Below are 19,192 nucleotides of genomic sequence, written 5' to 3'. Positions count from 1 at the left end.
CGGGAAAATTTATTATCAAAAAGAGATAAAAACAGGGAGAAAGGAATGAAAAAATGGAAAACAAGCAACGATCGATCCTATCAGTGATTGTCCTGTCGATTATTACCTGTGGCATTTATTTTTTTGTCTGGATGTATCAAACCACAAGAAATCTGAATGAGTACACCAATGATTATCGATTAAGTCCAGGAACGGTTATTTTATTAACGATTATTACCTGTGGTATTTACGGTATTTATTGGTGGTATCGGATCAATGACCTATTCATAAAAGCGCAGCAAAAAGTTGGCTACAAGGTTTATAATGACAATAAAGTTCTTTTTATCGTCCTATCTTTATTTGGGCTGAATATTGTCAATATGGCGATTTTGCAATCTGATTTGAATCTTTTATGGCGAACAGATACTACGGAGCCAGAAACAAAAGATGACGACTGGACAGATTATTAATGTGTTTTTTCAAAGCAATTACCGGTCTGCCTTGCCCAGGTTGTGGCATGACCCGCGCATTTCTTCATTTTTTTAGTGGCGATTTTACTGGGGCATTTTATTATCATCCACTATTTTGGTTGGTAGCTTTGATTTTCGGAGCGCTGCTTGGTAAGAAATATTTTCCCCGTCTGGCGGTAATTTTGCGTAAGGAGAAACTCTGGCTGTCATTGTTAGGCGTTGTTTTAGTCGTATACGGTATACGCTTGTTCCTGCTTTTCCCCGAATATCCGCCAATGGATTTCGATCAACAGGCGTTGCTTCCACGGTTGCTTCGCCAAATTTTTTAAGAAAAAATTATTGAATATTTTTTAAGAAAGCGTGGAATGCTTATCAGGTCCGTCTTTAGACCTTGAGTTTTCTCGTAGTATATGGTATAGTACGTTATGGTAATGATACTTGAAGTGAGTGAGCGGAAATTTCGCTCACTCTTTTTCATGAATGAAAGTCGTTTATTTTGAAGGAGGCGAAGAATTTTGAGTACAGTGGTGGAAACAGTTACGGAATTAGTGACTCCCATCTTAGAGGAACAAAATTTTGAGTTGGTTGAAGTGGAATTTGCAAAAGAAGGAAAAAGCTGGTTTCTTCGCGTATTCATTGATAAAGAAGGCGGAATCGATATCGAGGAGTGTGCCTTTGTCAGTGAGCAATTAAGTGAAAAACTGGATGCGTGCGATCCAGATCCCATTCCCCAAGCATATTTTTTAGAAGTTTCTTCTCCTGGTGCTGAGCGTCCTTTGAAAAAAGAAAGCGACTATGAAAAAGCACTTGGCGAATACATCCATGTATCCTTTTATCAGCCAGTCGATGGTGAAAAGCAGTACGAAGGATTTTTACAAGCTTTTGATAAAGAACAGATGACGATGAAAATTCGTATAAAAACACGGGAAAAAGAGATTACTTTTGATCGGAAAAACATTGCTAAAGCGCGTTTAGCTATTCAATTTTAATCACGAAGGAGTCAGAAAACAATGAGTAAAGAAATGTTGAATGCATTGGATGCATTGGAAGCGGAAAAAGGAGTTTCCAAAGAAATCGTTATTGAAGCGCTTGAAGCAGCTTTAGTTTCGGCTTACAAACGCCACTATGGCCAAGCACAAAACGTTGAAGTGGAATTTGATCAAAAAAAGGGCAACATCCATGTGTATGCAGTCAAAGAAGTAACCGAAGAAGTCATGGACTCTCAGTTGGAAGTATCTTTAAAAGACGCTTTGCTGATCAATCCTGCTTATGAAATCGGGGATAAGATTCGTTTCGAAGTCACCCCGAAAGATTTTGGACGGATTGCCGCCCAAACGGCGAAACAAGTTATCTTGCAACGGGTGAGAGAAGCGGAACGCAACATTATCTATAACGAATTCAGTGCTTATGAAAAAGACATCATGCAAGGAATTGTTGAACGTCAAGACCATCGTTATATTTATGTCAATCTTGGCAAAATCGAAGCTGTCCTTTCAAAGCAAGATCAAATGCCTAACGAATTTTATCAACCTCACGACCGAATCAAGGTCTACGTTTCTCGTGTTGAAAATACATCAAAAGGCCCTCAAGTTTTTGTAAGCCGCAGCCATCCAGATTTGTTGCGTCGCTTATTTGAACAAGAAGTGCCGGAAGTCTATGATGGAACGGTTGAAATTATCAGTATTGCTCGTGAAGCAGGGGACCGTTCAAAAGTTTCTGTTCGATCCAATGATCCGAATATCGATCCCGTGGGAACGTGTGTAGGACCAAAAGGCCAACGGGTCCAAGCTATCGTCAATGAATTAAAGGGCGAAAACATGGATATCGTTGAATGGAACGAAGATGCCGCAGTGTACATTGCAAATTCGTTGAATCCGGCACAAGTTGTGGATGTTATCTTTGACTTGCAAAATCCTAAGGCCTGCACAGTTGTCGTACCAGATTATCAATTGTCATTAGCCATCGGCAAACGGGGACAAAACGCCCGTCTTGCGGCAAAATTAACTGGGTTTAAAATCGATATCAAATCAGAATCAGATATGGAAGAATTTTACGCAAAACTTGAAGATGGCGATTATATCGATGCCGGTGAATCAGCTGATGTGGATGCAGCGATAACTGAAACTCCAGAAGAAGCAATCGTGGAATCAGAAAAACCTGCAGACGATGAAGTCGTTGATATGGACGAAAAGTAGAGAAACAAGCGAGGGAAAAACGATGAAAAAACGAAAAGTTCCTTTACGAAAATCGGTTGTGTCTGGTGAAATGAAACCTAAAAAAGAATTGATTCGCATTGCCCGCTCAAAAGAAGGCGTCGTTTCCATTGATCCATCTGGAAAAATGCCTGGTCGCGGTGCGTATGTTGCGATTGAACCTGAGGAAGTACGTGTTTCTCAAGAAAAGAAAATTTTGGATCGGGTGTTGGAAACAACCTTGACAGATGAATTCTATCAAGAATTATTAGACTATGTCACCCATCAAAAAGCCCGTCGCGAGTTATTCAAAAATGAATAAGACGAAGCTGCTGAATATGTTAGGACTTGCAATGCGAGCTGGTAAACTGGTAACCGGCGAAGAGCTTGTGGTCAAAGAGATCCGTTCGCAAAAAGCGGCACTTGTTTTGATCGCCTCTGACGCTGGAAAAAATACCCAAAAAAAAGTCAAAGATAAAAGTACTTATTACAAAGTTCCTTGCTTTGACGAGTTAACTTCTACTGAAATCAGTCACGCCATTGGCAAACCAAGGATGGTGATTGCTGTAATGGATCAAGGTTTTGGAAGGAAGATCAAGGAACTAATACAAGGTTAGGAAGGTGATTGCATGGGTAAAAAAAGAATTTATGAACTTGCAAAAGAAATGAACAAATCAAGCAAAGAGCTTGTTGAAAAGGCGCAATCTTTAGGATTTGATGTCAAAAACCATATGGGTTCGATTTCGGATGGAGAAGAAAAAAAATTACGCCAAACATTGACTGGAGGCGCGTCAAACAGACCGAACTCCGGAAATAGACAACAAGAAAATAGCCAACCTGCAACCCAAAAACCAGCGAACCAGCCTTCTAATCCAGAAGCAAAACCTGAACATAAAAAATTCCAAACACAGCGGAATAATCCGAATTTTCAAAATCGTAACAAACCTGCCCGTCCAGCGGGAAACAAGCCTTATCGTCAAGACACGGCTAAACCTGCAAATCAAGGAGTAAACCAGGCAGAACGACCAAATCAAGAAAAACCAAAACAACAGACAATAAGACCACAAACACAAGGTCAAAAACCACAAAATCAAAATCAAGCAAGACCGCAAAATCAAGCACAACGACCACAGAATCAAGGTCAAAAACCGCAAAATCAAGGGAGACCACAGACCCAAGGACAAAGACCACAAACACAAGGTCAAAAACCTCAGGGACAAAGTCGTCCACAATCACAGCAACCACAGTCAGGAAAACAGATGAATCAAAAAACAAACCAAAAACCAACAGAACAACGCAATCAAGCAACCAACCAACGTCCACAAGCTGCTTCTCAGAATCAAACTCGAGGACAAGCCGGCGGACAAGGTGGACAAGATCAAAAACGAACAACGAACAATAACCGCGGCAAAGGAAACTTCAACAACCAAAACCGCAACAATTTCGGCAATCAAAATCGTAATCGATTTAATAAAAAAGGGAAGAAAGGCCGTCAACAACAAACTTCCCAAAAAACTGCTGTTCCACCACGTAAATTCCGTGAATTGCCAGATGTTTTAGAATATACAGAAGGTATGAACGTAGCAGAAATTTCAAAAAAAATCCATCGTGAGCCAGCCGAAATCATCAAAAAATTATTCTTGATGGGTGTTATGGTCAACCAAAATCAACCGTTGGATAAAGATACGATTGAATTATTGGCGACAGACTACGGCATGGAAGCACAAGAAAAAGTACAAGTGGATATCACAGATATCGACAAATTCTTTGAACCAGAAGAATTGAATGAAGAAAATCTTGTTCCACGTCCACCAGTTGTAACGATCATGGGACACGTCGATCACGGTAAGACAACGTTGTTAGATACTTTGCGTCATTCACGAGTAACCAGTGGTGAAGCCGGAGGAATTACACAGCATATTGGTGCTTATCAAATTGATATCGACGGCAAACCTATTACCTTCTTGGATACACCGGGACACGCGGCCTTTACCAGCATGCGGGCACGGGGAGCAAGTATTACTGATATTACTATTTTAGTAGTTGCAGCAGATGATGGTGTGATGCCACAAACAATTGAAGCAATCAATCATGCGAAGGCAGCAAAAGTTCCAATCATCGTTGCAGTCAATAAAATCGATAAACCAGGTGCTAATCCACAACATGTTATGCAAGAACTAAGCGAATATGAACTGATCCCTGAAGCTTGGGGTGGCGATACGATTTTTGTTGAAATCTCCGCAAAATTTGGTCAAAATATCGAAGAATTGTTGGAAATGATTGTTTTAGTTGCAGAAGTTGAAGATTTGAAAGCAGATCCTAAACAGCGGGCAATCGGAACCGTCATTGAAGCACGATTAGATAAAGGAAAAGGACCAGTTTCTACTTTACTGGTTCAACAAGGAACACTGCATGTTGGTGATCCAATCGTTGTCGGAAATACCTACGGACGTGTTCGGGTGATGACCAATGATATCGGTCGGCGGGAAAAAGCAGCTGGACCAGCAACACCAGTTGAAATTACCGGATTGAATGATGTACCTCAAGCTGGAGACCGTTTCGTTGTCTTTGAAGATGAAAAAACTGCTCGGGCAGCTGGGGAAGAACGGGGCAAACGTGCCTTGATGGAACAACGCTCATCCAATAGTCGGGTAACGCTGGATACATTATTTGAAAGCCTAAAAGAAGGCGAATTGAAAGACGTTAATGTTATCATTAAAGCAGACGTGCAAGGTTCTGCCGAAGCATTGGCAGCCTCATTACAAAAAATCGATGTTGAAGGCGTTCGTATCAATATCGTCCATTCAGCAGTAGGTGCCATCAATGAGAGCGATGTGACACTGGCTGCAGCAAGTAATGCGGTTATCATTGGATTCAATGTGCGTCCGACACCACAAGCAAAACAACAAGCAGATGCTGAAAAAGTGGACATTCGTCTACACCGGATCATTTACAAAGCCATCGAAGAAATCGAAACAGCGATGAAGGGAATGCTTGATCCAGAATTCGAAGAAAAAATCATAGGACAAATGGTTGTCCGGGAAACATATAAAGTCTCCAAAGTCGGAACGATTGCTGGTTGTTACGTAACAGAAGGATTTATTCGTCGAGACAGCGGTGTGCGTGTGATTCGCGACGGCATCGTGATTTACGAAGGTGTATTAGCAAGCTTGAAACGCTTCAAAGATGATGTGAAGGAAGTTAAGCTAGGCTTTGAATGTGGTGCAATGATCGAAAAATTCAACGATCTCAAAGCAGATGATGTTATCGAAGCATATGTTATGGAAGAAATTAAAAACGATTAATCACAAAGGAGGTCGAAGACTATGGCCAATTATCGTGATCGCAGAGTAGCACAAGAAATTCTACGGGAAGTAAACCAAATCTTACGAAAAAAAATCCGTGATCCTCGGGTACAGGATGTAACTATTACGGATGTACGTGTGACAGGTGATTTGCAACAAGCGACAATTTATTATAGTTTACTGTCAGAATTAGCTTCTGAAAGACAAAAGGCACAGCAAGGGCTTGAAAAAGCAACAGGTTTGATTCGTCATGAATTGGGACAAACCTTAACCCTTTATAAAACGCCGGAAATCTTTTTTGAACTTGATGAATCTGTCGAATATGGCAATAAGATCGATGAAATGATTCGCAACCTGCACAAAGAGTAAAGAAGAATTTCATGAAAAAACTAGCGAAGGATTTCAGCTCTCTTTTTGGGAACTGAGATACCTTCGCTTTTTTCAGTTTACAGATGATAAACTTCTGGGGAAATGTGCTATAATAATCCAGTTGAATAGGAGAAGTGAGGTGTGACATGGACGGAATTTTACCTCTATGGAAAGAACGGGGAATGACGAGTCATGACTGTGTTTTTCAATTACGAAAAATTTTACATACAAAAAAAATCGGGCATAGTGGTACACTGGATCCCGATGTAGATGGTGTATTGCCGATTTGTATCGGAAAAGGCACAAAGATGGTAGAATTTCTGATGGAGTCGGGAAAAACATATGTAGGGGAAATTACCCTTGGATTTGCAACAACGACAGAGGATGCTTCAGGAGAGGTTGTTGAACGTACAGTCATCCAACAACCATTTTCGAACAAAGCAATCGATGAAGCAATGGCTTCTTTGACGGGTGAAATTACTCAGATACCGCCGATGTTTTCAGCGGTCAAGGTCAACGGACGTCGGTTATATGACTATGCACGAGCGGGAGAAATCGTTGAACGCCCTGAACGCAAAGCCCAAATTTTTTCTTTTGAACGAATCTCAGAGCCAGTATGGGAAAATGGAACCCAGTCTTGGCGGTTTCAAGTGAGGTGCGGCAAAGGAACCTACGTGCGAACGTTAGCGGTTGATACGGGAAAAAAATTACAGGTAGCCGCCCACATGTCGGACTTAACACGAATAGCTAGTGGCGGATTTACAAAAGCGCAAGCAGTAACCCTGCAACAGGTACGGGAATTAGTAGAGCAAAACCAATTAGAGGCCTATTTATTGCCAATTGAATATGGCGTAAAGGAATTTCCACGGGTGGATCTTTCCGATGCATTGTGGCAAAAAATAAAAAATGGGATGCGACTGCCTTTTTCAGCTTTCCAATTAGCCGAAATGCCACAGGAACCGATTGCGCTGTTTTATCAAGAAAAAGTGGTAGGAATCTATGAAAAGAACAATAAGAATCCCGAAGAACTAAAACCGAGGAAAATGTTTCGTACGGAGTAGTAGATGGAGGATTACTTGATAGGTTCTGTGTAGTAAATTTGTTACCTTAATTATGAACGGAGAATTTTGATGAAAATAATAACGATTAGACATCCTTATACAAAAGAGCAAATTCCAGAAGGGGATGTCGTTTTAGTTCTGGGCTTTTTTGATGGGGTACATAAAGGACATCAGAAAGTCATTCGGAAAGGAAAAAAAATCGCTGAGGAGCAAGGATTAAAGTTAGCTGTGATGACATTTAATCAACATCCTTCCATTGTTTTCCAAAAGGTCGATCCAGCTGAAATGCATTACCTAACTAGCCTTTCGCAAAAAGAACGAATCATGGCTGATCTAGGCGTCGATTATTTATATGTGATTGATTTTACTTCGGCGTTTGCAGGATTAAAGCCACAGGACTTTGTGGATCAATATATTGTGGGTCTTCATGGGAAATTTGCTGTCAGCGGCTTTGATTATACCTATGGTCCGAGAGATATCGCTGATGTAGCCCATCTTCCTGAATATGCTAAAAATCGTTTTGAGGTAGTCACAGTAGCAAAAGAAACTGAGGATGGAGAAAAAATCAGTTCTACTCGTATTCGTCAATTGTTAGAAGAAGGAAATATGGATGAAGTCAATAAACTATTGGGCTATCCATATGAAATCGAAGGGACAGTCGTGCACGGGGATGCTCGTGGACGCACTTTAGGATTTCCTACAGCCAATATCAAGTTCAAATCTACTGTCCGTTTGCCCGAAGAAGGCGTCTATGTGTCTGAATTGAAGGTGGGCGATCGTTGGTATCCGGCAATGGGATCAATTGGCCATAATGATACCTTCGGCAAAGGACGAGAATTAACAGTTGAAGTCTATATTTTGGATTTTCATCAAGATATCTATGGGGAACAGGTCAGTGTCCGCTGGCTACATCTGCTACGGGGACAGGTTGCTTTTGATGGGGCAGAAGCTCTGATCGAACAACTGCATGCAGACGAAGCGGCAACACGTGCATATTTTAAAAAATAAGAAACCAGAATCGGAGGATAATTACTCCGATTCTTTTTTAATGATAACAAAAATTTATCACACTGCTTTATTTCTTATCATGTGAAAGATTGAATTAATCTACTCTCTGCGCTATGATTACAACAACAAAATAAGAAATGCCATGAAAAGATAAGTACAAAGCGGAACACTTACAGAGAGCTTAGGAGAATGAGAATAAGCAGCGGAAAACTTTGGAAAATGGTCTTGGAGCAATCGACAGCAAGTAATAACGAACTGTCGACGGAAAGTGTCCGTTAGATACGCGCAAGTATTTCGTTTAAATTTTTCGAGATACTTATGGAGGCTGACTTTGTGAAGAGTCAGCGAACAAAGGTGGTCACACGAGACAATCGTCCTTTCATTTTATGGAAGGATGTTTTTTTATTTTGTAGGAACAACGGTTGTACTGACAAAAAGGAGAGAATGCAAATGGCAAAAATCGTTGAAAATATCTTAGAATTGACCGGAGATACACCTGTCGTAAAACTAAATCGAATCGTTCCAGAAGGTGCTGCAGATGTCTATGTTAAACTAGAATTTTATAACCCAGCTGGTTCAGTCAAGGATCGAATCGCCCTTGCAATGATCGAAAAAGCAGAAAAAGAGGGGAAATTAAAACCCGGAGGAACAATCGTTGAACCGACTTCCGGTAATACAGGCGTTGGCTTATCCTTCGTTGGTGCGGCAAAAGGGTATAACGTTGTCATCGTTTTACCGGAAACCTTCTCAATTGAACGTCGGAAATTGATCCAAGCATACGGTGCAAAATTAGTTTTGACACCAGGGAGTGAAGGAATCAATGGGGCGATTGCCAAGGCTAAAGAGTTGGCAGAAGAAAACGGTTGGTTTTTGCCTTTGCAATTTGAAAATGAAGCCAATCCAGAAATTCATTATCAAACAACTGGTAAGGAACTTGCTGCAGCATTCGCCGAAACAGGACTCGATGCGTTTGTTGCCGGCGTTGGAACTGGTGGGACGATTACCGGTGTTGCCAAAAGTTTGAAGGAAACTTTGCCAAATGTTCGTGTTTATGCGGTGGAAGCGGCCGAATCTGCTGTTTTATCTGGCGGCAAAGCGGGTCCTCATAAAATTCAAGGGATTTCTACCGGCTTTGTGCCAAAAGTTTTAAATGAAGAAAGCTACCAAGAAGTATTACCTGTATCTAGTGAAAACGCCTTGGAAACTGCGCGGAAAGTTGGAACACAAGAAGGGATTCTTGTCGGAATTTCTGCAGGGGCAGCTATTTACGGTGTAATTGAAGTGGCTAAAAAATTAGGTGCCGGCAAGAAAGTCGCAGCAATTGTTGCTGATAACGGCGAACGCTATCTTTCGACAGTTCTCTATGATTTTGCAGACGAATAAGTTGAATCAAAGGACGATTAGCAGGAAATCCTGTTGATCGTCGTTTTTTTTCGCAAAGCATTGCAAAAAAGTTCTGTTTGACTTAACCTGGAGTTCAAGTTATAAAGTTGATGTATTGAATGCGATGAATGATAAATAGTGTAAAGACAAAAAGCAAGGAGACAAAAAATGAACATTTCCAAAGTAGCAGAAAAAATGGCATTAACACCAGTCACTCTCAGATATTATGAGCGAATTGGTTTAATTCCTCCAATCACTCGTAAAAACGGCGGGGTTCGGAACTATTCAGAAGAAGATTTGCAATGGATTGATTTCATCAAATGCATGCGCAGTGCTGGATTGACGGTGGAATCTTTGATTGAATATACAACACTTTATCAACAGGGAGCTGCAACGCTAGAAGCCAGAAAACAAATTTTGATTGAAGAAAGAGAGCAATTAAAAAAGAAATACCAAGAAATGGGAGAAACTTTAGAGCGTCTGGAAGAGAAAATCACTAATTATACAGACTTACAAAGTGAGATGCGCTGAGGAGAAAGCGTTTGCGGATTATGGGAGCAACTCTCCGCAAATTGAATTCTCTCACAAAGTCTCTTATAATAAATTTATATCGAATAAAAAAGAACAGGGGGGAATTTCGTGAGTAAACAAACAGAGCGCTTTGAAGCGATGCGAAAACAAACGAGAGATAAAATTCGCTATGCCGCGGTTACTTTATTTGCAAAACATTCTTTTGCGAATACGACAATGCAGGCAATTGCCGAAGAGGCAGGTGTCAGCACAGGGTTGGCATATCGTTATTTTCCTTCCAAGCAGGCCTTGTTTGATGCCATAATGAGTGAAGCCATTGAGGGTTTAAGAAATTTGAAACACCTGTTTCAAGCAGCAGGTGATCCACGAAGCATTTTAACGGGGGCAACAGAGGAAATGTTGAAAGGAATCGCAGTGGATCGAACCACAAGTGATTTATTTTTATTGGTTACACAATCGATTTTCCCCAATACAGAGCCGAATAACGGCTTGAAGGAATTGATTGCGATGGATAAGGAGCTAATTGCGGCATTGAAACAATTGATCATTCGTGGTCAGGAAAAAAAGCAATTTGTTGCTGGTGATCCGCAAATGTTGGCGATGTTTTTTATCAGTAGCGCTCAGGGAGTAGGACTAATGGCAACGATTTTTGAAGAGGACTATCAATTACCGGATATCAGCATCTTTTTAAGTTTTTTATTGCAAAAATAAATAGCCTATGAATTTTTTGTCAGTGGAAAATCTCGCTTTCCATTGACAAATATTTTTTATATTTTATAATGAATATATGTTCATTCATTATAAGGGCGAAGGAGAATTTTATGGAATTTGCGATTGAGGGTAAGAATTTATCAAAAAAGTTTGGTGAGCATTTGGCAGTGGACGCAATTAATTTTCAGGTGGCTGCTGGTAAGATCTTTGCGTTATTAGGAGAAAATGGGGCGGGAAAAACGACCACGATTCATTTGCTTACCGGTTTGTTAAAACCAACAGCAGGAGAAATTTTTTACGAAGGAATCAAGGCTTCACGAAAGGAAATCCGCAGTCAAATCAGTGTGACAGGACAATTTGCAGCACTGGATGAAGAACTGACTGGGCGGGAAAATCTAGAAATTCTTGGGCAACTCCATTCGTTACCGAAGAAGACAGCGAGAAAAAAAGCTATGGAACTATTAAAACAATTTCAATTGGAACAAGCTGCTGATAGAAAAGTCAGTCAGTATTCTGGCGGGATGAAACGCCGATTGGATATTGCAGCAAGTCTTTTGGGAGATCCAAAAGTGTTGTTTTTGGACGAGCCAACGACTGGAATCGATCCTGCAAATCGTCGGAAAATTTGGAAACTGATTGCTGATTTGGCAAAAAAATCGGGAATGACGATTTTTCTTACCACTCAGTATTTGGAAGAAGCTGAGATATTGGCTGACTATGTGACAATCATGAGTCAAGGAAAAATTATTGCTGATGGATCGATTCAAACACTTAAAAAGCAATTGCCAGAAAGTAAGATTCATTTACAGTTTTCAAACGAAAAGGACTTCCAAAAAGCACAATTGGTTTTAATCGGAGAAAAAATCGCTCTCCTACCAGAAAATAAGTTAGAGATTTTGGCAGTAGAAAAAGTTCAAAAATTGACTTCATTGTTTTCAAAATTAGCAGACCATGAAATTGTGGTAAGTGATGTTCAATTATTGGAACCATCGTTGGAAGATGTTTATTTGGAAGTAACTAAAGGAGGTAGCAGCCATGCAATGGTTTCATGATTTGACGATTATGAGTAGGAGAAGCTGGAAGCTCAATTCCCGTAATTTGGATGGGTTGATTACTACAATTTTTTTGCCTGTTCTGATTTTATTGTCCTTTGTTTTTATTTTTGGAGGTGCAATTGACCGTAGTGGGAATTATATCGATTATATCTTGCCCGGAATCATTGTTTTAGGAATCGGGCAAGTATCGGCAGGAGCGGCGGTTGCCATGTCTACGATGAAACAAAGAGGGATTTTGAATCGCTTCAAAACAATGAATATTACCCAATCTTCGGTTTTATGGGGGGAACTAACCATTAATCTTCTAAAAAATCTTATTGCCGTATTTCTAGTGGTCATAGTGGGCATCTTGCTTGGATTTAGCACTCAGATTACTTTTTTAACCGGTTTTTTCTTGCTATTCTTTGTGCTGTTATTTGCGGCAGTATTGATCTGGATCAGTTTTTTTGTTGGGCTCACTGTTGGAACGGAAGCAGCGGCAGCATTTCCGATGATTTTGCTGTTTATGCCCTATTTGAGTAGCGGGTTTGTCCCATTAGAAACATTACCAAAATTTTTACGCCGGTTAGCAGAAATTTCTCCTTTCACTCCAATTACAGAATCAATTCGAGGTTTGTTAATGAATGAGTTAATAATCCACAATCTCCAGACGGCACTGATTTGGTTAGGTCTTTTATTATTACTTTTTGTTCCTTTGACCCTGAGAAAATATGAGAGATTGACGGAGGGGTGACTTGCGAGTTTTGGTGGTGTAAATAAACTTATTAGTATAGAAGAAATAAGTATTGTCCTCAATAAAAGTTGCTTTATCGTAACTTCATTTAGTAATTGCTCTTGAAAAGAATATGTTAAGTTTTTATAGCCTATGATAGAATGAAGTGCAACGCTTCAATTTATAGCTAAATGAAAGGTATTAAAGAAGCGGACAGGCCTTTTGAGAGGAAATAACAAAATGAAAAATATAGATAAACCAGGTAATACCAGCATTTCAGCCTACATTCACATCCCATTTTGTGAACATATCTGTTATTACTGTGACTTTAATAAGGTATTCCTGGAAGGGCAGCCAGTCGATGAATATATCGAAATGCTGTTGAAGGAAATCCAATTGACATTGGAGCAACAAAAAACGGAAGAGTCAAAAACAATCTACATTGGTGGAGGAACGCCAACTTCTTTATCCGCAAAGCAATTGGATCGATTGTTGCAAGGCGTCACGGACTTGTTTCCGATGGAGAAGGTAAAAGAATTCACTATTGAAGCCAATCCGGGCGATCTGACTCAGGATAAATTGCGGGTTATGAAAAATTACGGAATTGGTCGTTTATCAATGGGCGTCCAAACATTTGATGACCAATTATTAAAAAAAATTGGTCGTAAGCACTCGGCAGCTGATGTTTACCAAACGATTGACTTGTTAAAAAAAGAGCAGTTTGATAATGTGTCTATCGATTTAATCTATGCGTTACCGGGACAAACATTGGAAAGTTTCAGAGATACGTTACATCGAGCATTGGATTTTGATTTACCTCACTATTCTTTGTATTCCTTAATTTTGGAAAATAAAACCATGTTCATGAATTGGGTGCGGCAAGGAAGAATCGAATTGCCGGATCAAGAAGTTGAAAGTCAAATGTTTGAAGAAGCAATCGAACAAATGGAAAAACGCGGACGTCATCAATACGAAATCAGTAACTTTGCTGAATCTGGAAAAGAATCTCAGCATAATCTGGTTTATTGGAACAACGAAAATTATTTTGGGTTTGGTGCGGGAGCTAGCGGCTACTTGGGTAATCGCAGATACAAAAATTATGGACCAATCCAACATTATTTGGAACCTTTGCGAAAGGGAAAGCTTCCTATTTATGAAGAAGAATTTTTAACAAAGGAAAATCAGATGGAAGAGGAATTATTTTTAGGTCTAAGAAAACTGGAAGGTATTTCCAAGCAAAACTTCCGCCAAAAATTTAATGTCGATTTTCATGATATTTATGGACCAGTGTTGCCGGAGCTGAAAGAAAAAGGTTGGCTGCTGGAAGAAAAGGATACCGTCCGTTTGACAAAAACTGGGTTATTTATCGGTAATGAAGTATTTGAAAAGTTTTTATTGAAGAGTTCTAACTAGGACTCTTTTTTCTTTTTAAATTTTTCTAAAATAATTAGCACTCGGCATGATAGAGTGCTAAAAAGTGGTGAAAAATTCTTGACAAATAAGTGGAGTGTGGTATATTTATACTCGTATTAGCACTTATAAGTAAAGAGTGCTAATGAGAGGTGATAGATTATGTTGACACAACGGCAACAGGATATTTTGCGTCTCATTGTTCAAAATTACACGCAAACGGGTCATCCAGTCGGTTCTAAAAAACTGATGGAAGAAGGAATTGATGCAAGCTCTGCAACGATTCGCAACGAGATGAAGGCATTAGAAGAATATGGCTTTCTTCAAAAAACACATTCTTCTTCCGGGCGAGTTCCTTCGATGACAGGCTATCGTTATTATGTTGATCATCTTTTACGACCGGACAAAGTCGAAAAATCAGAAATGCAACTTATTCAACAGTCTTTTGGTAGAGAGTTTCATGAAATTAATGAAATCATCCAACAGTCTGCGGATATCCTATCCAGTCTGACTAGTTACACAGCACTTTCGCTAGGTCCAGATATGAAGGAACGACGTTTAACGGGTTTTCGCATCGTTCCCTTGAACGATCGCCAAATCATTGCGATTATCGTGACGGATAAAGGTAACGTTGAAAGTCAGGTCTTTACGATTCCCCGCTCCATTAGTGGAGAAGATTTAGAGAAAATGGTGCGGATCATCAATGATAAATTGATCGGTGAACCGTTGATTACGGTATATCATCGCTTGCGAACAGAAATTCCTATGATTTTGCATAAGTATTTTCAAACAACTGAAGGGATTCTTGATCTATTTGATTCGTTGCTAAGTAATGCTTTCGAAGAAAAAATCTTTGTCGGCGGACGGATGAACCTTTTGGATTTCGGTCCTAAGCCGGATGTGGATCAGTTCAAAACGATTTATTCTTTTATGAAAGATCCCGAGGAGTTGAATCAGCTATTGATTCCGCCAAATGGAACTATCCAGATTCGAATTGGTGATGAGCTTGGCATTGACTTGCTGCAAAATATGAGTTTAGTCCAAGCAAGTTATGATATTTCTGGTCATGGCCGCGGCACGATTGCGCTTTTGGGTCCTACGAGTATGCAATATTCAAAAATTTTTGCGTTGATTGACGTTTTTCGTCAAGAACTCGCATCAAAATTGGCTGACTATTATCGATCACTAGATTCGTTTAGTTAGTAAAAGCAAAAAGCGAAACAATCTAATAGAGAAAGGAAGTTAGTCAAGTGTCTGAAAAAGAATTGGAAAAAGAACTAGAAACAGAAATTGAAGCAGCGATCACTGAAGAAATTGAAGCTAATGATACCGAATCAGAAGCTCCGACAGAACTTGAAGTGTTGCAAGCAAAAAACAATGAATTAGAAGATCAGTTTTTGCGAGCGCGGGCGGAAATCGCAAATATTACCACTCGAAATCGCAATGAACGGGAACAATTACAAAAATATCGTTCTCAAGATTTGGCGAAGAAACTTTTGCCGGCAATCGATAATTTGGAACGTGCAATGGCGGCGGAAGTATCCGATGACCAAGGCGCAAATTTGAAAAAAGGTGTCGACATGGTTCTAGAAGGAATTCGTTTTGCTTTGAAAGAAGAAGGGATTGAAGAAATTCCCGCAGCTGGTGAAATGTTTGATCCTAATGTTCATCAGGCCGTTCAAACGGTTCCAGCCGGTGACGATGTAGCAACAGATACAATCGTTGAAGTTTTACAAAAAGGATATAAGCTGCATGACCGCGTCTTGCGACCAAGCATGGTTATCGTAGCCCAATAATAAAAAAATATTAGTAGTATACTATTTTAAAGGAGTGTTTTTTACATGAGTAAAATTATCGGTATCGACTTAGGTACAACAAACTCAGCAGTCGCTGTTCTTGAAGGCGGCGAAGCAAAAATTATTGCAAATCCAGAAGGAAACCGCACAACACCTTCTGTTGTTTCTTTCAAAAATGGTGAAATCCAAGTAGGTGAAGTAGCAAAACGTCAAGCTGTAACAAATCCTCATACGATTTCTTCTATCAAACGTCATATTGGTGAAGCAGGTTATAAAGTAGAAGCCGAAGGGAAATCTTATACACCACAAGAAATCTCAGCTATGATTTTACAATACATCAAAGGTTTTGCTGAAGATTATCTAGGTGAAAAAGTTGAAAAAGCAGTCATTACAGTTCCTGCATACTTCAATGATGCGCAACGTCAAGCAACGAAAGATGCTGGTAAAATCGCAGGTTTAGAAGTAGAACGGATTGTTAATGAACCAACAGCAGCAGCATTAGCTTATGGTTTGGATAAAACAGATAAAGAAGAAAAAATCTTAGTATTTGACCTTGGTGGTGGTACTTTTGACGTATCAATCCTTGAATTAGGTGACGGTGTGTTTGATGTATTATCTACAGCCGGTGACAACCATCTTGGTGGGGATGACTTTGATAACAAAATCATCGATCATATGGTTGCTGAATTTAAGAAAGAAAACGGTATTGATTTAGGAAAAGACAAAATGGCGTTGCAACGGTTGAAAGATGCCGCTGAAAAAGCGAAAAAAGATTTGTCAGGTGTAACAAGCACGCAAATCAGCTTGCCATTTATTACAGCCGGAGACGCTGGTCCTTTGCATTTGGAAATGACTTTGACTCGTGCGAAATTTGATGAATTAACAAGTGATCTTGTTGAACGGACAAAAATTCCAGTACGTCAAGCTTTGAAAGATGCTGGTTTATCACAATCTGAAGTAGATGAAGTGATTTTAGTCGGTGGTTCAACCCGGATTCCTGCAGTTGTTGATGCTGTTCGTAAAGAAACTGGCAAAGAACCAAATAAATCTGTAAACCCTGATGAAGTTGTTGCGATGGGTGCTGCAATCCAAGGTGGAGTTATCACTGGGGACGTCAAAGATGTAGTCTTGTTAGATGTTACACCACTTTCATTAGGTATCGAAACAATGGGTAGTGTCTTTACAAAATTAATTGACCGTAACACAACGATTCCTACAAGTAAATCACAAGTCTTCTCAACAGCAGCAGACAATCAACCTGCCGTAGATATCCATGTACTGCAAGGGGAACGTCCAATGGCTTCTGATAACAAAACATTAGGAAGATTCCAATTGACGGATATTCCACCAGCACCTCGTGGAATTCCACAAATCGAAGTAACTTTTGATATCGATAAGAACGGTATCGTGAATGTTTCTGCTAAAGATTTGGGAACACAAAAAGAACAAAAAATCACCATCAAATCTTCTTCAGGTCTTTCAGATGAAGAAATCGATCGCATGGTGAAAGATGCTGAAGCAAATGCTGAAGCAGATAAAGCCCGCAAAGAAGAAGTAGATCTTCGTAATGATGTAGATGCGTTGTTATTCACTGTTGATAAAACATTGAAAGATCTAGAAGGCAAAGTAGATGCAGAAGAAGTGAAGAAAGCGGAAGATGCTCGGGATGAACTGAAAGCTGCAGTTGAAGCAAATAACATCGAAGAAATGAAAACAAAACGAGATGCATTAAACGAAATCGTACAAAACTTAACGGTTAAATTGTACGAACAAGCAGCGCAACAACAAGCGCAAGAAAATCCAGAAGAAGCGCAAGGCGGCGCAGATGATGTTGTCGATGCTGATTTTGAAGAAGTAGACGGCGATGACAAATAAGTAACTCGCTAAGAAAAAGCCAAAGTCATCCTTTGGCTTTTTCTTATGATTTGTTAAGAATGATTTGGCTTATGACAGAAATATGATAAAATACACAAGTGGTTAAAACAAGAAATGTGGAGGGAAGCCTATGGCAACAAAACGAGATTATTACGAAGTCCTGGGATTGCAAAAAGGGGCTTCGGATGATGAAATTAAAAAGGCATACCGCAAGCTTTCCAAAAAGTATCATCCGGATATTAACAAAGAGGCTGATGCAGAAGATAAATTCAAAGAAATTTCCGAAGCCTATGAAATTCTGAGCGATCCGCAAAAAAGAGCAGCGTATGATCAATATGGACACGCTGGTACAGATCCTAATTATGGTGGCGGTGGCGGCTACGGTGGATTTGGCGGCGGTAATTATGGTGGCTTTTCCGGTGGCGGTTTTGGTGGATTTGAAGATATCTTTGAATCGTTTTTTGGCGGCGGTGGCGGTGGTCGTTCGGCTGATCCCAATGCGCCCCGACAAGGAGCCGATTTGCAGTATTCGATCAACTTGAAGTTTGAAGAAGCAATTTTTGGTGTGGAGAAACCGATCAAGTACAATCGGGAAGAAACCTGTCATACATGTGGCGGTAACGGAGCGAAACCCGGTACCCAGCCAGAAACCTGTCATAAGTGTCATGGTTCTGGTTCAATCAATGTGGAACGACAAACGCCTCTTGGTCGTGTAATGAGTCGTCAAACCTGTGATGTCTGTCATGGTACTGGGAAAGAAATCAAAGAACCATGTCCAACTTGTCACGGTGCTGGACACGAAAAGAAAGCCCATGAAGTGAAAGTCAATGTACCTGCAGGGGTAGAAGATGGGCAACAAATGCGTTTGGCAAATCAAGGGGAAGCCGGACAAAACGGTGGACCTTATGGGGATCTTTATGTTGTTTTCCGAGTTGAAGAAAGTGATATCTTCGATCGGGATGGTGCGGAGATTTACTATGAATTGCCATTAAACTTTGTCCAAGCAGCACTTGGCGATGAAATCAATGTGCCGACTGTTCATGGAGATGTGAAGCTGAAAATTCCAGCTGGTACACAAACGGGAACTAATTTCCGTCTTCGTGGAAAAGGTGCACCTCGTTTACGTGGTGGTGGCAATGGCGATCAACAAGTCCGCGTTAAAATCATTACACCAAAAAATCTGAATGATGCGCAAAAAGACGCATTGCGTAGCTTTGCGGAAGCTAGTGGTACAAAAATTAGTGAACAGCAGGCAGAAGGTTTTTTTGATAAAATGAAAGACGCCTTCAGCGGAAAAAAGAAGTAGGTAATCAATCGACTTCCTGTTCATAAAAA

General features: G+C 40.1%; 20 protein-coding genes and 1 other annotated feature. All 20 genes read left to right on the top strand.

Annotation, left to right across the window (positions count from 1 at the left end; translation table 11 throughout):
* Nucleotides 1-53: 53 nt before the first annotated feature.
* Entirely contained in the window at nt 54-449 is a 396-nt protein-coding gene (locus BAU16_RS13140) for a DUF4234 domain-containing protein (protein ID WP_161527242.1), read from the top strand.
* Nucleotides 449-778 carry a DUF2752 domain-containing protein gene (locus BAU16_RS13135; RefSeq protein WP_171000820.1) on the top strand — a complete coding sequence of 110 codons (330 nt, stop codon included), beginning with the start codon at nt 449-451 and terminating at the stop codon, nt 776-778. The genes BAU16_RS13140 and BAU16_RS13135 overlap by 1 nt, the downstream gene beginning before the upstream one ends.
* A gap of 186 nt (nt 779-964) precedes the next feature.
* The gene (rimP, locus tag BAU16_RS13130) at nt 965-1,438 is read left to right on the top strand and encodes a ribosome maturation factor RimP (protein WP_048603011.1); all 474 of its coding nucleotides are present in this window, start codon (nt 965-967) and stop codon (nt 1,436-1,438) included.
* Nucleotides 1,439-1,459: 21 nt separating this feature from the next.
* Complete coding sequence (gene nusA, locus BAU16_RS13125) at nt 1,460-2,644, top strand: transcription termination factor NusA (RefSeq protein WP_137605480.1); 1,185 nt, start codon at nt 1,460-1,462, stop codon at nt 2,642-2,644.
* 22 nt (nt 2,645-2,666) lie between these two features.
* Entirely contained in the window at nt 2,667-2,963 is a 297-nt protein-coding gene (gene rnpM, locus BAU16_RS13120; RefSeq protein ID WP_048603009.1) for an RNase P modulator RnpM, read from the top strand.
* Nucleotides 2,956-3,258 carry a YlxQ-related RNA-binding protein gene (locus BAU16_RS13115; protein ID WP_048603008.1) on the top strand — a complete coding sequence of 101 codons (303 nt, stop codon included), beginning with the start codon at nt 2,956-2,958 and terminating at the stop codon, nt 3,256-3,258. Before rnpM ends, BAU16_RS13115 begins: the two co-directional genes overlap by 8 nt.
* A gap of 12 nt (nt 3,259-3,270) precedes the next feature.
* Nucleotides 3,271-5,946, top strand: a complete 2,676-nt coding sequence (gene infB / locus BAU16_RS13110; protein WP_161527241.1) for a translation initiation factor IF-2 — start codon at nt 3,271-3,273, stop codon at nt 5,944-5,946.
* 21 nt (nt 5,947-5,967) lie between these two features.
* Nucleotides 5,968-6,315, top strand: coding sequence for a 30S ribosome-binding factor RbfA (gene rbfA / locus BAU16_RS13105; RefSeq protein ID WP_048603006.1), 348 nt, complete (start codon nt 5,968-5,970; stop codon nt 6,313-6,315).
* Nucleotides 6,316-6,461: 146 nt separating this feature from the next.
* Nucleotides 6,462-7,376, top strand: coding sequence for a tRNA pseudouridine(55) synthase TruB (gene truB / locus BAU16_RS13100; protein ID WP_048603005.1), 915 nt, complete (start codon nt 6,462-6,464; stop codon nt 7,374-7,376).
* 69 nt (nt 7,377-7,445) lie between these two features.
* Nucleotides 7,446-8,384 carry a riboflavin biosynthesis protein RibF gene (ribF, locus tag BAU16_RS13095; RefSeq protein WP_048603004.1) on the top strand — a complete coding sequence of 313 codons (939 nt, stop codon included), beginning with the start codon at nt 7,446-7,448 and terminating at the stop codon, nt 8,382-8,384.
* A gap of 133 nt (nt 8,385-8,517) precedes the next feature.
* Nucleotides 8,518-8,766, top strand: a binding site (T-box leader).
* Nucleotides 8,767-8,834: 68 nt separating this feature from the next.
* Entirely contained in the window at nt 8,835-9,767 is a 933-nt protein-coding gene (gene cysK, locus BAU16_RS13090) for a cysteine synthase A (protein WP_161527240.1), read from the top strand.
* Between the two features lie 168 nt (nt 9,768-9,935).
* Nucleotides 9,936-10,298 (top strand): MerR family transcriptional regulator, encoded by a 363-nt coding sequence (locus tag BAU16_RS13085; protein WP_161527239.1) that lies wholly within the window; start codon nt 9,936-9,938, stop codon nt 10,296-10,298.
* A gap of 108 nt (nt 10,299-10,406) precedes the next feature.
* Nucleotides 10,407-11,009, top strand: a complete 603-nt coding sequence (locus tag BAU16_RS13080; protein WP_161527238.1) for a TetR/AcrR family transcriptional regulator — start codon at nt 10,407-10,409, stop codon at nt 11,007-11,009.
* A gap of 110 nt (nt 11,010-11,119) precedes the next feature.
* The gene (locus BAU16_RS13075; RefSeq protein WP_161527237.1) at nt 11,120-12,061 is read left to right on the top strand and encodes an ATP-binding cassette domain-containing protein; all 942 of its coding nucleotides are present in this window, start codon (nt 11,120-11,122) and stop codon (nt 12,059-12,061) included.
* Entirely contained in the window at nt 12,045-12,797 is a 753-nt protein-coding gene (locus BAU16_RS13070) for an ABC transporter permease (protein ID WP_161527236.1), read from the top strand. The genes BAU16_RS13075 and BAU16_RS13070 overlap by 17 nt, the downstream gene beginning before the upstream one ends.
* Before the next feature lie 219 nt (nt 12,798-13,016).
* Complete coding sequence (gene hemW / locus BAU16_RS13065; protein WP_161527235.1) at nt 13,017-14,189, top strand: radical SAM family heme chaperone HemW; 1,173 nt, start codon at nt 13,017-13,019, stop codon at nt 14,187-14,189.
* 159 nt (nt 14,190-14,348) lie between these two features.
* Complete coding sequence (hrcA, locus tag BAU16_RS13060) at nt 14,349-15,389, top strand: heat-inducible transcriptional repressor HrcA (protein ID WP_048602997.1); 1,041 nt, start codon at nt 14,349-14,351, stop codon at nt 15,387-15,389.
* Nucleotides 15,390-15,436: 47 nt separating this feature from the next.
* Nucleotides 15,437-15,982, top strand: a complete 546-nt coding sequence (grpE, locus tag BAU16_RS13055) for a nucleotide exchange factor GrpE (RefSeq protein WP_161527234.1) — start codon at nt 15,437-15,439, stop codon at nt 15,980-15,982.
* Nucleotides 15,983-16,027: 45 nt separating this feature from the next.
* Nucleotides 16,028-17,857, top strand: coding sequence for a molecular chaperone DnaK (gene dnaK, locus BAU16_RS13050; RefSeq protein WP_048602995.1), 1,830 nt, complete (start codon nt 16,028-16,030; stop codon nt 17,855-17,857).
* Nucleotides 17,858-17,987: 130 nt separating this feature from the next.
* Nucleotides 17,988-19,163, top strand: coding sequence for a molecular chaperone DnaJ (gene dnaJ / locus BAU16_RS13045; protein WP_137605470.1), 1,176 nt, complete (start codon nt 17,988-17,990; stop codon nt 19,161-19,163).
* Nucleotides 19,164-19,192: the final 29 nt, after the last annotated feature.

This window comes from Enterococcus sp. JM9B (assembly GCF_009933265.1).
GTDB lineage: Bacteria > Bacillota > Bacilli > Lactobacillales > Enterococcaceae > Enterococcus_C > Enterococcus_C songbeiensis.
The sequence above is the reverse complement of the archived record's forward strand: the minus strand, read 5'-3'. Positions and strand labels throughout refer to the sequence as shown.

Coding starts and splice junctions, on each gene's coding strand:
- dnaK (WP_048602995.1), top strand. CDS start 16,028: ATGAGTAAAATTATCGGTATCGACTTAGGTACAACAAACTCAGCAGTC.
- BAU16_RS13075 (WP_161527237.1), top strand. CDS start 11,120: ATGGAATTTGCGATTGAGGGTAAGAATTTATCAAAAAAGTTTGGTGAG.
- rnpM (WP_048603009.1), top strand. CDS start 2,667: ATGAAAAAACGAAAAGTTCCTTTACGAAAATCGGTTGTGTCTGGTGAA.
- BAU16_RS13135 (WP_171000820.1), top strand. CDS start 449: ATGTGTTTTTTCAAAGCAATTACCGGTCTGCCTTGCCCAGGTTGTGGC.
- dnaJ (WP_137605470.1), top strand. CDS start 17,988: ATGGCAACAAAACGAGATTATTACGAAGTCCTGGGATTGCAAAAAGGG.
- cysK (WP_161527240.1), top strand. CDS start 8,835: ATGGCAAAAATCGTTGAAAATATCTTAGAATTGACCGGAGATACACCT.
- BAU16_RS13140 (WP_161527242.1), top strand. CDS start 54: ATGGAAAACAAGCAACGATCGATCCTATCAGTGATTGTCCTGTCGATT.
- hemW (WP_161527235.1), top strand. CDS start 13,017: ATGAAAAATATAGATAAACCAGGTAATACCAGCATTTCAGCCTACATT.
- infB (WP_161527241.1), top strand. CDS start 3,271: ATGGGTAAAAAAAGAATTTATGAACTTGCAAAAGAAATGAACAAATCA.
- BAU16_RS13070 (WP_161527236.1), top strand. CDS start 12,045: ATGCAATGGTTTCATGATTTGACGATTATGAGTAGGAGAAGCTGGAAG.
- BAU16_RS13115 (WP_048603008.1), top strand. CDS start 2,956: ATGAATAAGACGAAGCTGCTGAATATGTTAGGACTTGCAATGCGAGCT.
- ribF (WP_048603004.1), top strand. CDS start 7,446: ATGAAAATAATAACGATTAGACATCCTTATACAAAAGAGCAAATTCCA.
- truB (WP_048603005.1), top strand. CDS start 6,462: ATGGACGGAATTTTACCTCTATGGAAAGAACGGGGAATGACGAGTCAT.
- hrcA (WP_048602997.1), top strand. CDS start 14,349: ATGTTGACACAACGGCAACAGGATATTTTGCGTCTCATTGTTCAAAAT.
- BAU16_RS13085 (WP_161527239.1), top strand. CDS start 9,936: ATGAACATTTCCAAAGTAGCAGAAAAAATGGCATTAACACCAGTCACT.
- nusA (WP_137605480.1), top strand. CDS start 1,460: ATGAGTAAAGAAATGTTGAATGCATTGGATGCATTGGAAGCGGAAAAA.
- rbfA (WP_048603006.1), top strand. CDS start 5,968: ATGGCCAATTATCGTGATCGCAGAGTAGCACAAGAAATTCTACGGGAA.